Source organism: Pseudomonas sp. UM16, assembly GCF_050312595.1.
Classification (GTDB): domain Bacteria; phylum Pseudomonadota; class Gammaproteobacteria; order Pseudomonadales; family Pseudomonadaceae; genus Aquipseudomonas.
The window spans coordinates 50,130-62,399 of sequence record NZ_JBNPJT010000015.1 but is presented as its reverse complement, the minus strand read 5'-3'; the positions used below and the strand labels follow the sequence as shown (position 1 = coordinate 62,399).

The window sequence follows — 12,270 nt, the reverse complement described above, 5'->3', positions numbered from 1 at the left end:
CATGCTTTTCCCCCGCTACCTACTCGACCAAGGCCTAAGTGCCTGATTCCTACGAGGTGTGTAGTGGCGACCAGCAGCGTTTATACGAGAGGTCTGATAGGATTTCGGCCCGGTCGGGACAAACCTGAAGGGCGGCTGAACTTTTCTGCCGACTTTGCGACCAACTGTCGCTGTATAACGACCGGGCATTCGAACTGGCTTTGGCTTATGGAAACTACAACGGGGGCGGGCCATCGGCATCGCTTCGTGGGGGAATAATGGATCTTTGGACCGGCCTGCAGGCCGTCATTTTGGGTATTGTCGAAGGCTTGACCGAGTTCTTGCCAATTTCCAGTACCGGGCACCAGATCGTTGTCGCCGACCTGATCAATTTCGGTGGTGAGCGGGCGATGGCCTTCAACATCATCATTCAGCTGGGTGCGATCCTGGCGGTGGTGTGGGAATTTCGACGCAAGATCTTCGACGTGGTCCTGGGGTTGCCCAAGGAGCGTCAGGCGCAACGCTTCACCGCCAATCTGCTGATTGCCTTCATGCCGGCGGTGGTGTTGGGCGTGCTGTTTGCCGACCTGATCCATGAGTACCTGTTCAATCCCATCACGGTTGCCACCGCATTGGTAATCGGTGGGGTCATCATGCTTTGGGCCGAGCGCCGCGAGCATGTGGTGCAAGTCGAGCAGGTCGATGACATGCGCTGGAGCGACGCTCTGAAGATCGGCTTTACCCAATGCCTGGCAATGATCCCGGGCACTTCGCGGTCCGGATCGACCATCATCGGTGGCTTGCTGTTTGGCCTGTCACGCAAGGCGGCAACCGAATTCTCGTTCTTCCTGGCCATGCCGACCATGGTCGGCGCCGCGGTGTACTCGGGCTACAAGTACCGCGAACTGTTCCAGCCGGATGACTTTCCAGTGTTCGCCATTGGCTTCGTGGTTTCGTTCATCTTCGCCATGATCGCGGTCCGCGGCCTGCTGCGTTTCATCGCCAACCACAGTTATGCGATGTTTGCCTGGTACCGGATTGTTTTTGGTCTGATCATCCTCGCTACCTGGCAGTTCGGTGTGGTCGACTGGGCCACGGCGCACGGTTGAGCCAATGAGCCGCCCACAACCTTCCGTGCGCCGCGCCGTTAGTGCTAACGGTGCGGTCCAGCATCCACGCAGTAAACTGCTGGTGTTCGTCGGCCTGTGTTTGCTGCCGTTTGCTGGTGCGCTGCAGATGCTGCTCAGTGGCCAATCGTGGATACCCGCTGTGGCGTATCCATTGGTCAGCCTGGTCAGCTTTACGTTGTATTGGCGGGACAAGCATCAGGCCCGCGCCCGCGCCTGGCGAACCCCGGAAAACGTCCTGCACGCCAGTGAGTTGTGTGGTGGTTGGCCGGGGGCCTTGCTGGCTCAGCAGGCGTTTCGGCACAAAACCCGGAAGCTGTCGTTTCAACTGAGCTTCTGGGCCATCGTTGCCCTGCATCAGCTGTTCTGGATCGATCACTTGCTGCTGGGTGGCCGTTGGCTGGGCAGCGCCCTGGGGCCGCTGCTCAGATAAGCAGGCCCGGTTGCAGGCGCTTTGGCAGGCGCCTGACCACCAACTGGTGGGAGCGCTGCAGCAGGTCGCAAAGCTCCTCGCGAGCCATCGGGTAGGGTGGCGCCATGCTGATCCAGTGTGCCCGTGCCAGGTACGGTGCCGGGCGCATGCCGGGACGGTCGGCGTAACCGAGGAACAGCTCGCTGTCGACCTTGAACGACAAGCCTGCGCCGGCTAAATCCAGCACCGCGAACATCTTGTTGCCGGCAATCGAGAACACCCGCACGCCACCCCATTTATAGTCTTCGCGTGCGCCGGGCAGGCTCAGACAGAAGTCCGCTACCTGGTCCGGATTGATTTTTCCCTTAGACATAACGCTCCCCACACTCGGCAAACGATTCCACTAAATGGTCGATCCACACTCGCACAGCGGGTAGAAGGCCGCGCCGATGCGGATACACCGCTTGCAGATACCCCCCCGGCAGCGACCAGTCTGGCAGCAGTCGAACCAGTTCGCCACGGGCCAGTTCCTCCTCACAATGCATGATCGGCAGGACGGTGAAGCCCAAGCCATCCATAGCGGCCTGTTTGCGCACGACAAAATCGTCAATGGCCAGGCGTGCCTCCAGGGCAAGTTCGTGCTTATGACCATGCGCATCGAGCAAACGCAGATGGACCAGACGATCAGCGTCCACCGCGCCCAACACTGGCAAACCATTGAGGTCATCGGGCTTGAGTGGCGCGTGGAGTGCGGCGAAATCGGGCGCCGCCACCAGGTACATCTGAGCCTGGCGTAGGCGGCGAGTGACCAGCGCCGGGTCCTCATCGCCCAGGTCGCGCACGCGCAGGGCCACATCAATGCCTTCGGTGATCAGATCGACCCGGCGATTGAGCAGTACCATGTCCAGTTGAACCAACGGATAGCGTTGGAGAAAGCGGCTGATCACTTGCGGCAACAATGAATGAGCCAACCCCACTGGACACGACACCCGCAAGCGCCCCCGTGGATCGCTGGTCATGCTGGCCACGGCTTCGTCAGCCATTTCCGCTTCCAGCAACATGGCCTGGCAGTGGCGCAAGTAGCGCTCGCCCACGGTGGTCAACTTTAGCTGGCGGGTGGTGCGCTGCAACAGGCGCGCGCCTAGACGTTCTTCGAGTTCGGCGATGCGCCGTGACAGGCGCGACTTGGGGATCCCGAGCAGGCGTCCGGCAGCAGCAAAACCACCGGCTTCGACCACCCGGGCGAAGTAGAAGAGGTCATTGAGGTCTTGCATGGTGTTCACCATTGTCCTGTCAGTAGGACAAACTAACGCATTTTTGCTGACTTATCAGCTATTCGCCGTCCAGGTAGGATTCTCCTCATCGTGATCGCCCAGATGCGGTCTTCATTCAGGAGAGTCCCATGAAACTGTTGCATATCGATTCGAGCATCCTGGGCGACAATTCCGCCTCCCGCCAACTGAGCCGTAGCGTGGTTGACGCCTGGAAAGCCGCCGATCCTTCCCTTGAAGTGGTTTATCGTGACCTGGCTGCCGATGCCATCAGCCATTTCTCTGCCGCTACCTTGGTGGCTGCTGGCACCCCGGAAGCGATGCGCGATGCCGCGCAGCAGCATGAAGCTCAACTGAGCAGCGAAACCCTGCAAGAATTCCTCGCCGCCGACGCGGTAGTGATTGGCGCACCAATGTACAACTTTACTGTCCCGACCCAACTCAAGGCCTGGATCGACCGCGTCGCCGTTGCTGGCCAGACTTTCCGCTACACCGAAGCTGGCCCTGAAGGTCTGTGCGGTGACAAAAAAGTGATCCTGGTGTCCACCGCCGGTGGCCTGCATGCCGGTCAACCAACTGGCGTCGGGCATGAAGAGTTCCTCAAGGTTTTCCTCGGTTTCATCGGTGTCACCGACCTGGAAATCGTTCGTGCCCACGGCCTGGCCTATGGCGAAGAGCATCGCAACAATGCCATGAGCGCAGCGCAAGCACAGATCGGCAACGAGCTGTTTGCAGTGGCGTAATAATCGCCAGCGCGCTACCAAAACCGACAGCAGACTCTGTTTACTGTCGGTTTTTTCATTGAGCGTTCATCTGCGTCGCGCAGCCTGGCTTTATGCTGGATCATCAGCCGGGCAGGGTGACGCCAATGCGCACATTCGCTGCGTTTATGATCCTCGGCTGGCTTGGCGTTGTCGCGGTGGCCAACGCTGAGCCGGTGCCGCGCTGGAGCGTCGGACTGCACCGCATGGTGTTTGCCGATCCGCTGGATGCGCGGCCGCTACCCGCTGCTGATGGCACCCTTGAGTTTGATGTTCGGTCGCCACGCGTTGGCTCGGGTCAAGATACCGGCATTGATCTATAACGGTGATCACGACCAGCTAGTAGCCATCGACAAGAACGCTCAGGCCTTGGCGCGCAAGCAGCCGGTGACGCCTAACTACCGGGCATTTTGTCTTTATGGCAGCGTGCGATGATGAACAACGCCAGCACATGGCGGCACTGTGCGATGACCCGCAAGGCGTGGATCGCGAAGGTATTCATCGGTCATTGCAGGCTGACGCTGCGCATTTTTTCACCCGCACCCTGAGTCAACCTGGTAAGGCGCAGATCACGGCTGAGCAGTGACCGCAGGGCGGCGCGCCAGCAACAGCGTCAGGCCAACTCCGGTTAGCGACAGCAAGGCAGCAATGCAGAAGATCCAGGCGTAGCCCAGGTGCAGGGCGATCGCCCCCATCAGCGGCCCGGAGATGGCCAAGGCCAGGTCAAAAAACACCGCATAGGCGCCTAGGCCTGCGCCGCGGCTGGACACCGGCACTTGTTTGATCGCCTCCACCCCGAGTGCAGGATAGACCAGTGACAGGCCAAAACCGCTGAGCCCGGCACCCACCAGCGCTAGCGCCGGGTTAGGGGCAAGCCACAGCAAGGCCAGGCCCAGGGCTTCAGTGCTCATGCAGGCAATGGCCACGGGATAACCACCAAAGCGACTGACCGCGTTGACGAACAACAACCGCGAAACAATAAAGCACAGGCCAAAGATACTCAGGCACCAGGCTGCGCCAGTCCAGCCTTGCTCCAGGTAGAACAGGGTGACAAAGGTGGTCAGGGTACCGTAGCCGATCGAGGCCAGGGTCAGGCCCATACCGCACGGCGCGACCCTGGCGAAGGCGGACCAGAACGGTAAGCGCTCACCACGCACCACCGGCATCGACGGTTTGTTGCGGATCACCAGTAGTGCCAGCAGCGCCAATGCCGTCAACATCAGGCCCAGGGTAGCGAAGTTCAACTGATCGGCGACCATCACGCCCAGTGGCGCGCCGATGGCGATAGCGCCATAGGAGGCAACGCCGTTCCAGGAAATGACCCGCGCGGTTTGCTCGGCGCCCATCGCACCGATCCCCCAACTCAAGGTGGCTACCCCGATCAACCCCTGGGCAAGGCCCAGGAATAGGCGCCCGACAAGCAGCACCAGGAGGCTCAGCAGCGGCACATTGACCGTTATCGCCGAGACGAAGGTCAACACGCCGCTGATGGCAATGCCGAGCAGCCCATAGATGATCGCCTGCTTGGTGCCCTTGCTGTCGGCCACCCGCCCGGCAAACGGGCGACTGAGCAAGGTGGCCAGGTACTGCAAGCCAATGGTCAGCCCGGCGATGACGGCGCTGAAGCCCAATTGGTCATGCACATAGCCAGGCAACACCGCGATCGGCAGGCCGATGCAGAGGAAGGCAATGAAGGTATAGAAGACGATCGACAGAATTTGCAGGGTGATCGAGAGGGTGCTGACAGGGGCAGGTTGTAACGCGGACATGAGCTTGTTCGCTGGCGGGCGGGGGAGAAGGCCCATGATCGCTGGCGGCGCGGATAAAAGAAAGCAGGCTATCTATTTTTTAACGTTCATTGGCAAAGCCAGCTCCCACAAGGTGCTGTGGGGCTGGCAGATGCAATGCGTGCTTAGACCACGACACCCTGACTACGCAGGTAGTCATCATAGGTACCGCTGAAGTCCACTACGCCGCTCGGGCTCAGCTCGATGATGCGAGTGGCCAGGGACGATACGAACTCACGGTCGTGGCTGACAAACACCAGCGTGCCTGGGTAGTTCTCCAGCGCCAGGTTCAGCGCCTCGATCGATTCCATGTCCAGGTGGTTGGTCGGTTCGTCCATGATCAGCACGTTTGGCTTTTGCAGGATCAGCTTGCCGAACAGCATGCGGCCTTGCTCACCACCGGAAATCACTTTGACCGACTTGAGGATCTCGTCGTTGGAGAACAGCATGCGCCCCAAGGTGCCACGGATCATCTGTTCGCCCTGAGTCCACTGGCCCATCCAGTCGAACAGGCTGACATCGTCTTCGAAGTCGTGGGCGTGGTCCTGAGCGTAGTAGCCCAGCTCCGCGCTTTCGGTCCACTTGATCGCACCGGCATCCGGGCCCAGCTCACCGACCAGGGTGCGCAGCAGGGTGGTCTTGCCGATACCGTTCGGGCCAATGATCGCTACGCGCTCGCCGGCTTCAACGGTGAAGCTGAAGTTCTGGAACAGGGTCTTGCCGTCGAAGCCTTTGGACAGCTTTTCGATGGTCACGGCCTGACGGTGCAGCTTTTTGTTCTGCTCGAAGCGGATGAACGGGCTGACCCGGCTCGATGGCTTGACTTCGGCCAGCTGGATCTTGTCGATCTGCTTGGCGCGAGAAGTAGCCTGCTTGGCTTTCGAGGCGTTGGCCGAGAAGCGGCTGACGAAGGTCTGCAGCTCAGCGATCTGGGCTTTCTTCTTGGCGTTGTCCGACAGCAGCTGCTCGCGCGATTGGGTCGCGGCGGTCATGTACTCGTCGTAGTTGCCTGGGAACAGACGCAGCTCACCGTAATCCAGGTCAGCCATGTGCGTGCACACGCTGTTGAGGAAGTGACGGTCGTGGGAAATGATGATCATGGTGCTGTTACGCGCCGTGAGGATACTTTCCAGCCAGCGGATGGTGTTGATGTCCAGGTGGTTGGTTGGTTCGTCGAGCAGCAGCACTTCAGGGTCGGAGAACAGTGCCTGTGCCAGCAGCACGCGCAGTTTCCAGCCTGGTGCTACTTCGGTCATCGGGCCGAAATGTTGTTCCAGCGGAATACCCAGGCCCAGCAGCAGTTCACCGGCACGGGATTCGGCGGTGTAGCCGTCCATTTCGGCGAACTCGGTTTCCAGCTCGGCCACGGCCATGCCGTCTGCTTCGGTCATTTCTGGCAGCGAATAGATACGGTCGCGCTCAGCCTTGACCCGCCACAGTTCTTCGTGGCCCATGATCACGGTGTCGATCACGGTAAATTCTTCGTAGGCGAACTGGTCTTGGCGCAGTTTACCCAGGCGTACGTTCGGCTCAAGCATGACCTGGCCTGCGGAAGGCTCCAGGTCGGCGCCGAGGATTTTCATGAAGGTCGACTTGCCGCAGCCGTTGGCGCCGATCAGGCCGTAGCGATTGCCGTTGTTGAACTTGACCGAGACGTTCTCGAACAATGGCTTGGCGCCGAACTGCATGGTGATGTTAGCGGTAGAAATCAAGTGCTTATCCTGCGGGGGTTCCAGAGGTGTGTTTAGGTGCCGTCGTCTGTTTTGGGCCAGTTTTGGGCCAATCAGACTCTAGCCGGCAGCTTCTCCAGCTCCCTCCAATCCGAGGAGGAGCTGATCCATTTTGCGTAAGTAGAGAGCAACATCTCGACGCTATGGCCGAGCTGGTTCGCGATGAACGCGGGGTTCATCCCAGCCATTAGGCACATGGTTGCGTAGGTGTGGCGCGTGTCGTACTGACGACGTTCACGGATGCCAGCGCTGCGAGCGCGAGCTTGAAAGGCGCGATTGTACCACTTGACGCACTGATCCACATCCCGCCTTTGCCCGGTTGGAACACAAATGGACTGGTCGGGTGGCGGAATTCGAAGCCATCGGATGAAGATCGACCAAGCAGCGGGGCTTGCCTTGGGCATGCATTGGACTGAACCTATGTCTGCAAGGCAAGGTGCTCAGCGTCGCTAATGGTGCGGTCAATGCTGAAGTGGTGATCGAGTTGGCGGGTGGTTCGAAGGACTATCATTCTGGGTGTGCCGGTCTGATAACCCATCTGCGGCGGGGCGGTTGAGATCCCGCCGCAGGTGAACACGGTTTCAGCTTACTTGCTTCGCCCCACCTTGTAGATGCCCAACGCACGTTCGGCCGAAGAGTTGCACAACGCCTCATCCCCTGCCTTCTGCGCCTCTTTAGCTTGCTCCAGCAATTCGCGGAACTCGCCAGCCTTACCCCCGTCAAGGGCTTGACCATCACTTTTCGCTATGTCTTCCAGCTGTTTGATCTTGTCGTCGCAGTCGGTGGCAAAGGCACTGCTGCCGAAGGTCAATGCGACGATTAACGCTGCCAAATACCTCATAACGGTTCTCCCGAAAGGAATGAAGCCAGCCATGACGACGCGAGAAGAGCACGCTCGTGTCAACGTGCTGAGAATAGTTCACGCTCGAACCATTGAGTAGGAGCGTGTGTGGGCGGGATCAGACAAAAACCTGGTCATGAAAGCCTCGGGGTAAGCGTTGCAACCCAGGCATGGCAGTCAGACGTTCAACCCAGGCGGCGCGCCAGTCGTTGGCGGTATGTTGCGTCTTGGCCTTGCGTGCGGCACGGCGGGCAGCGTTACGCTGTTCGCGTCGTGCGTCCTTGTAAGCATCGGTGTTGCGACAGCTGCGGCACTTGACGCGGTTGAGTTCGCGGGTTGAGATCAGGTTGTTGCCATGGTGACCGCAAGCGAAATGGCCGGCGACTTTGAAGTGAGTGACCATTGGAAGTGTCCTCTGCACAGTTCACACAGGTTGTGACTGTCGCGCTGATCGATCGGTTCAGGACGAAGTGTGTTGTTGCACCGCGAATTGTTTGCGGAACCACTCATCGAGCATGGCCTTTTCCGCGTACAACCGATCATTGCTGGTGCTTCGGCCTGGACGCTGCAAGTAGAATTTGTCTGTCACGCGCGCATCGGCCTGACTTAGCGTCTGACCTTGTTGCGACAGCACGTAATGCAGGTCAATACTGGGCCAGGTGATGTCGCGCATAAAACGGATTGAGTAGGCCTGCGCGTGCCAGGGTTCGTAACGGCCTGCCAGGTCGATATCGGTTATATCGATACGCAAGGTCTGACCGGGCGGCAGGTAGCGTTTGCCCAGTGCCTGCAGGTAGCTACGCAGTTCCTTCATCACCTGCTCGTCGGCACCGCGTTCGTAGCCGTTACTGTTCAGGCTTGCATCGCGAAAGTGATCGGGCTTGTCGTAATTGACCTCGACCGAGGTGCTTGGCGGCGTTTGCGCCAGGCTGCTCGACGCCAATAGGCTCAAGGCGACAAAGGTCAGGGCAGGGCGCATGATTCACCTCCAGGTGCCACTGTATGCACAGCTTTTATTGTACGCCTGCCAAAGCCGCTGGTGAGGGGAGAACAGCGTGAGTCGGATCGAGCGGTTTGCCATCAATACACGGGGCCGGGATTATGCCGTGGGTGACATCCACGGGCACTTTCAGCGCCTGCAGGCAGCGTTGCGGGCGATCGGTTTCGATCCGGCGGTAGACCGCCTGTTCAGTGTCGGTGACCTTGTCGACCGTGGGCCGGAGTGCCTTCAGGCGCTGCACTGGCTGGCACAACCCTGGTTCCATGCGGTGCAGGGCAACCACGAGGCACTGGCGGTGACCCATGTCAGCGGTGGCTGGCTGGATTACGCTCAGTACCGGGCTGCTGGCGGAGGCTGGTTCCTTGACTTGCCAGCGCCCGAACAGGGTCGTTTTGCCGAGCGTTTTGCGCGCATGCCGCTGGCTTTGGAAGTCGAGACAGCGGATGGCCCTGTCGGTGTGCTGCATGCCGACTGCCCTTGTGCCAGTTGGGCCGAGTTGTGCGAACACCTGCAAGGTGAAGTGCCGCCCAAACTTCAGGAATATTGCCAATGGTCGCGACGCCGGCTGCAGGTGGCTGATCACCACCCTATCAGCGGCTTGCGTGCATTGATCGTCGGCCACACCCCGCTGCAGCAGGTGAAAGTGTTAGGCAACATCTGGCACATCGATACCGGCGGTTGGTCCCGTGGTCATTTCAGCCTGCTGGCGCTGAACAGCCTGAGCCTGGTTAACGCCACAGCAAGTGGATGATCACCGCCAGCGCTAATGCGATCAGCACAGCGCCCGCTACCCGCTCAAGCCATGGCAAATACCGCGAGAATTGTCGCCTTATGCGCAAGTTGCCGATGGCCATCGCCACCAGCACATCCCAGGCCAACACCACGCTGAACATCCATAGGCCGTAGAACAACTTCCAGCCTAGGCTGGCCTGGCTGACCATGCTCGCCAGGCTGACGTAGAACAACGCGTTCTTGGGATTGAGCAGCCCCGACAGCAGGCCCATACCCAGGCCTTGCCGCCAGGTTGCCTGAAGGGTTGGCGGCTGGCGGTTGTCGTCTGCGTGCAGTGAACTGCTACCGGCATGGCGGATGAACAGGCTGCCGATGTACAGCAGGTAAGCGCAGCCTGCCAACTGAATGACGATAAACAGGGTGCAGTGCGGCTGTAGCGCCGAGAGGCCGGCAAAGGCCGCCAGGATAAACGCACTATTGGCCAGCGCAATCCCCAGGCAAGCACCCGTGGCAACGCGCCAGCCGGCACTCATGGCGCTGCGTGTTACCAAGAAGAAATCAGGGCCGGGCGACAGTAGGGCAAGAAAATGCGTTGCGGCAACGATCAGAAACTGCTCCATGAGGCTCAATCTTCAGCAAGAGGGCTGGCCATTGTCCGGGCAGGATGCTGTGGCGGTATTGAAGAAAATTGCACGGCTTTAGTTGCGATAAAGCCCTGGGGTCACGCCGGTATGGGCTTTGAATACGCGCTGGAAATGACTTTGGTCGGCAAAACCCAGATCATAGGCGATATCCACCACGGGTGTGCCGCGACGCAGCCAGTCACGCGCAAGGTTGATTCGCTGATTCAACTGGTAAGCATGTGGGGTCAGCCCGGTGGCGGCGCGAAAGGCGCGGATCAATTGATAGCGGCCCATGCCCGCCAGTGCGGCCAGCTCGCCAAGCGTCAACAGCTGGTTGGCTGGCTCTTCAAGGCGCAGCAACAAGGCCTTCAGCGTGCTGTGCGGTAGCTGCGGCAACATAGAGCTTGCCAGTGGCGGATGTGCACTGGCGTCGTAGTCGCCGACAAATTCGATTAATGCCGCTTCTTTTGCAGCCGTATCTGCGTGGGAAAACAACATGTCGTTGAGCCGACAGAAGCGCTGGTAGAGACCCGCGTCACCGCTTATTCGCGCCGGTTCACCAGCGCGGGTCGCCTGGCCAGACTCCAGGCGCAGGGCCTGCAACCAGGCGCCATCCAGGTGCACCATTTGATAGCTCCAGAAAGCATCGAGCTCTGGGTTGCAGGCGTGTACACAGTACGCTGGGATAAACACCAGCGTGCCGGGCAGCAGGCGGCTCTGGCCTGTGCCGGCGCCAGTGAACAGGCTGCTGCCGTCGTCAACTGCACCGATGGAAAAGGTCGGGTGGCTGTGCGCCTTGTAGCACGCCCGGCTTTGGCAGGCCTGGCGGCTTTCGACGAAGGGCAGGGCCGGGTCACGCCAGAAGGCGCAGTGCTGCTCCGTGGCACGCGGGATGATCTTGTCCGCTTGCGGTGGCGAGTGCTGCACCCTGCTCATGAGTTGTCTCGACGGCAATGAAGGGGATGAACATGCAAGTTCATTGCGCCGTAGAAGTCAACCTTCAGCAGGTAAACACAGTTTCTGTGCACAACTGTACCTTGACACACAGGGGCGCTGGACCCGAATCTGGCGTTTCACGCTGTTGGAGAACCCTCATGGACCTGGCGTTACTCGCCCTGTTCGTACCTGCCTGCTTCGCCCTGAACATGGCGCCGGGTCCGAACAATCTATTGTCGCTGAACAATGCCAGCCGCTATGGCTTGCGTATTGCCTGTGTTGCCGGGATCGGCCGGTTGTTGGCGTTCGCCGGGATGATCGTTCTGGCGGCCATGGGCCTGGCCGTGGTGCTGCACACCAGCGAGTACCTGTTCCTGACGATCAAGTTGCTTGGCGCCGCGTATTTGTTCTACATCGCCTGGCAATTGTGGCGAGCCCCGGTGGCAAGCACCAGTGACTGTACCGTACGCCAGGCTGGCACTTTGCTTCTGGCGCGCCAGGAATTTTTGGTGGCGGCCGGCAATCCCAAGGCGATCCTGATTTTCACCGCGTTTCTGCCGCAGTTCGTGCAGGTCGCGAGCCCCATGCCGGTGTCCGAGCAGTTTGCCTGGCTCGGTGGCTTGTTCCTGCTGTTGGAATGGGCGGCGATTGCCATTTATGCCTGGCTCGGTGCCTACCTGCAACGCTGGTTCAACCAGCCTGGGCCACGGCGCTTGTTCAACCGGGTCAGCGCCACATTGCTCGGTTGCGCCGGGATCGGTCTATTGGCAGCACGCCGGGCCTGAGCAGGGGGTTCAATCGCGATAGAAGACCTGGACCAGGTGATAACCGAACTTGCTCTTGATCGGGCCGTGCACCACCCGTAGCGGTTTTTTGAAAATCACCTGGTCGATGGCGCCTACCATCTGCCCTGGGCGGACTTCGCCCAAATCGCCGCCGCGCTTGCCTGAAGGGCAGGTCGAATACTTTTTGGCCAGCACATCGAACGCCTCGCCTTTGGCGATGCGTTGCTTGAGCTGTTCGGCTTCTTCGGCGGTTTTGACCAGAATGTGCCGGGCCTGTGCTTTCATC

Annotated in this window: 16 protein-coding genes and 3 pseudogenes; 8 read left to right on the top strand and 11 right to left on the bottom strand. The window is 59.8% G+C overall.

What is annotated here, in order from left to right:
• Positions 1-257: 257 nt before the first annotated feature.
• Positions 258-1,088, top strand: coding sequence for an undecaprenyl-diphosphate phosphatase (locus ACQRAX_RS18575; RefSeq protein ID WP_412040861.1), 831 nt, complete (start codon positions 258-260; stop codon positions 1,086-1,088).
• A 4-nt stretch (positions 1,089-1,092) separates the two neighbouring features.
• On the top strand, positions 1,093-1,539 hold the full coding sequence (locus ACQRAX_RS18570; protein ID WP_412040860.1) for a DUF1294 domain-containing protein: 447 nt from the start codon (positions 1,093-1,095) through the stop codon (positions 1,537-1,539).
• On the opposite strand, the gene ACQRAX_RS18565 is transcribed toward ACQRAX_RS18570, so the two are convergent.
• Entirely contained in the window at positions 1,532-1,891 is a 360-nt protein-coding gene (locus ACQRAX_RS18565; protein WP_412040859.1) for an MmcQ/YjbR family DNA-binding protein, read from the bottom strand. The two genes, ACQRAX_RS18570 and ACQRAX_RS18565, sit on opposite strands and share 8 nt — an antisense overlap.
• Positions 1,884-2,792, bottom strand: coding sequence for a LysR substrate-binding domain-containing protein (locus ACQRAX_RS18560; RefSeq protein ID WP_412040858.1), 909 nt, complete (start codon positions 2,790-2,792; stop codon positions 1,884-1,886). The genes ACQRAX_RS18565 and ACQRAX_RS18560 overlap by 8 nt, the downstream gene beginning before the upstream one ends.
• Positions 2,793-2,920: 128 nt before the next feature.
• Here ACQRAX_RS18560 and ACQRAX_RS18555 point away from each other — a divergent pair, with 128 nt between their 5' ends.
• From ACQRAX_RS18555 to ACQRAX_RS18545, 3 genes and pseudogenes are all read left to right on the top strand, one after another.
• Positions 2,921-3,532, top strand: a complete 612-nt coding sequence (locus ACQRAX_RS18555) for an FMN-dependent NADH-azoreductase (protein ID WP_412040857.1) — start codon at positions 2,921-2,923, stop codon at positions 3,530-3,532.
• Positions 3,533-3,657: 125 nt separating this feature from the next.
• Entirely contained in the window at positions 3,658-3,873 is a 216-nt protein-coding gene (locus ACQRAX_RS18550; protein WP_412040944.1) for a hypothetical protein, read from the top strand.
• A pseudogene (locus ACQRAX_RS18545) lies at positions 3,797-4,136 on the top strand (dienelactone hydrolase); the annotation flags it as partial. The gene ACQRAX_RS18550 and the pseudogene ACQRAX_RS18545, both read left to right, overlap by 77 nt.
• On the opposite strand, the gene ACQRAX_RS18540 reads toward ACQRAX_RS18545, so the two are convergent.
• The 3 genes and pseudogenes from ACQRAX_RS18540 to ACQRAX_RS18530 all read right to left on the bottom strand — a co-directional run bounded on the left by ACQRAX_RS18540 (position 4,120) and on the right by ACQRAX_RS18530 (position 7,430).
• Entirely contained in the window at positions 4,120-5,319 is a 1,200-nt protein-coding gene (locus ACQRAX_RS18540) for an MFS transporter (RefSeq protein WP_412040856.1), read from the bottom strand. The pseudogene ACQRAX_RS18545 and the gene ACQRAX_RS18540 sit on opposite strands and share 17 nt — an antisense overlap.
• A gap of 143 nt (positions 5,320-5,462) precedes the next feature.
• Positions 5,463-7,049: an ABC-F family ATPase gene (locus ACQRAX_RS18535; RefSeq protein ID WP_412040855.1), complete on the bottom strand. Its 1,587-nt coding sequence runs from the start codon at positions 7,047-7,049 to the stop codon at positions 5,463-5,465.
• Between the two features lie 71 nt (positions 7,050-7,120).
• Positions 7,121-7,430 (bottom strand): annotated as a pseudogene (locus tag ACQRAX_RS18530) (integrase).
• A 58-nt stretch (positions 7,431-7,488) separates the two neighbouring features.
• Here ACQRAX_RS18530 and ACQRAX_RS18525 point away from each other — a divergent pair.
• Positions 7,489-7,575, top strand: a pseudogene (locus ACQRAX_RS18525) (TOBE domain-containing protein); the annotation flags it as partial.
• A 78-nt stretch (positions 7,576-7,653) separates the two neighbouring features.
• Here the strand turns inward: ACQRAX_RS18525 and ACQRAX_RS18520 are convergent.
• From ACQRAX_RS18520 to ACQRAX_RS18510, 3 genes are all read right to left on the bottom strand, one after another.
• The gene (locus ACQRAX_RS18520) at positions 7,654-7,908 is read right to left on the bottom strand and encodes a hypothetical protein (protein ID WP_412040854.1); all 255 of its coding nucleotides are present in this window, start codon (positions 7,906-7,908) and stop codon (positions 7,654-7,656) included.
• Between the two features lie 118 nt (positions 7,909-8,026).
• Entirely contained in the window at positions 8,027-8,311 is a 285-nt protein-coding gene (locus tag ACQRAX_RS18515; protein ID WP_412040853.1) for a hypothetical protein, read from the bottom strand.
• A gap of 57 nt (positions 8,312-8,368) precedes the next feature.
• The gene (locus ACQRAX_RS18510; protein ID WP_412040852.1) at positions 8,369-8,887 is read right to left on the bottom strand and encodes a DUF3016 domain-containing protein; all 519 of its coding nucleotides are present in this window, start codon (positions 8,885-8,887) and stop codon (positions 8,369-8,371) included.
• Between the two features lie 76 nt (positions 8,888-8,963).
• On the opposite strand from ACQRAX_RS18510, the gene ACQRAX_RS18505 reads away from it, so the two are divergent.
• Positions 8,964-9,659 (top strand): metallophosphoesterase, encoded by a 696-nt coding sequence (locus ACQRAX_RS18505; protein WP_412040851.1) that lies wholly within the window; start codon positions 8,964-8,966, stop codon positions 9,657-9,659.
• On the opposite strand, the gene ACQRAX_RS18500 is transcribed toward ACQRAX_RS18505, so the two are convergent.
• Complete coding sequence (locus tag ACQRAX_RS18500) at positions 9,637-10,260, bottom strand: LysE family translocator (protein ID WP_412040850.1); 624 nt, start codon at positions 10,258-10,260, stop codon at positions 9,637-9,639. The genes ACQRAX_RS18505 and ACQRAX_RS18500 overlap by 23 nt on opposite strands.
• Positions 10,261-10,338: 78 nt before the next feature.
• Positions 10,339-11,199, bottom strand: coding sequence for a helix-turn-helix transcriptional regulator (locus ACQRAX_RS18495; protein ID WP_412040849.1), 861 nt, complete (start codon positions 11,197-11,199; stop codon positions 10,339-10,341).
• A gap of 158 nt (positions 11,200-11,357) precedes the next feature.
• Between ACQRAX_RS18495 and ACQRAX_RS18490 the strand changes: the two genes are divergently transcribed.
• Positions 11,358-11,984: a LysE family translocator gene (locus ACQRAX_RS18490; RefSeq protein WP_412040848.1), complete on the top strand. Its 627-nt coding sequence runs from the start codon at positions 11,358-11,360 to the stop codon at positions 11,982-11,984.
• Between the two features lie 9 nt (positions 11,985-11,993).
• Here ACQRAX_RS18490 and ACQRAX_RS18485 read toward each other — a convergent pair whose 3' ends face one another.
• The gene (locus ACQRAX_RS18485; protein WP_038611202.1) at positions 11,994-12,269 is read right to left on the bottom strand and encodes a peptidylprolyl isomerase; all 276 of its coding nucleotides are present in this window, start codon (positions 12,267-12,269) and stop codon (positions 11,994-11,996) included.
• Position 12,270 lies beyond the last annotated feature (1 nt).

Coding starts and splice junctions, on each gene's coding strand:
- ACQRAX_RS18515 (WP_412040853.1), bottom strand. CDS start 8,311: ATGGTCACTCACTTCAAAGTCGCCGGCCATTTCGCTTGCGGTCACCAT.
- ACQRAX_RS18490 (WP_412040848.1), top strand. CDS start 11,358: ATGGACCTGGCGTTACTCGCCCTGTTCGTACCTGCCTGCTTCGCCCTG.
- ACQRAX_RS18510 (WP_412040852.1), bottom strand. CDS start 8,887: ATGCGCCCTGCCCTGACCTTTGTCGCCTTGAGCCTATTGGCGTCGAGC.
- ACQRAX_RS18555 (WP_412040857.1), top strand. CDS start 2,921: ATGAAACTGTTGCATATCGATTCGAGCATCCTGGGCGACAATTCCGCC.
- ACQRAX_RS18550 (WP_412040944.1), top strand. CDS start 3,658: ATGCGCACATTCGCTGCGTTTATGATCCTCGGCTGGCTTGGCGTTGTC.
- ACQRAX_RS18575 (WP_412040861.1), top strand. CDS start 258: ATGGATCTTTGGACCGGCCTGCAGGCCGTCATTTTGGGTATTGTCGAA.
- ACQRAX_RS18520 (WP_412040854.1), bottom strand. CDS start 7,908: ATGAGGTATTTGGCAGCGTTAATCGTCGCATTGACCTTCGGCAGCAGT.
- ACQRAX_RS18560 (WP_412040858.1), bottom strand. CDS start 2,792: ATGCAAGACCTCAATGACCTCTTCTACTTCGCCCGGGTGGTCGAAGCC.
- ACQRAX_RS18485 (WP_038611202.1), bottom strand. CDS start 12,269: ATGAAAGCACAGGCCCGGCACATTCTGGTCAAAACCGCCGAAGAAGCC.
- ACQRAX_RS18570 (WP_412040860.1), top strand. CDS start 1,093: ATGAGCCGCCCACAACCTTCCGTGCGCCGCGCCGTTAGTGCTAACGGT.
- ACQRAX_RS18540 (WP_412040856.1), bottom strand. CDS start 5,319: ATGTCCGCGTTACAACCTGCCCCTGTCAGCACCCTCTCGATCACCCTG.
- ACQRAX_RS18495 (WP_412040849.1), bottom strand. CDS start 11,199: ATGAGCAGGGTGCAGCACTCGCCACCGCAAGCGGACAAGATCATCCCG.
- ACQRAX_RS18500 (WP_412040850.1), bottom strand. CDS start 10,260: ATGGAGCAGTTTCTGATCGTTGCCGCAACGCATTTTCTTGCCCTACTG.
- ACQRAX_RS18565 (WP_412040859.1), bottom strand. CDS start 1,891: ATGTCTAAGGGAAAAATCAATCCGGACCAGGTAGCGGACTTCTGTCTG.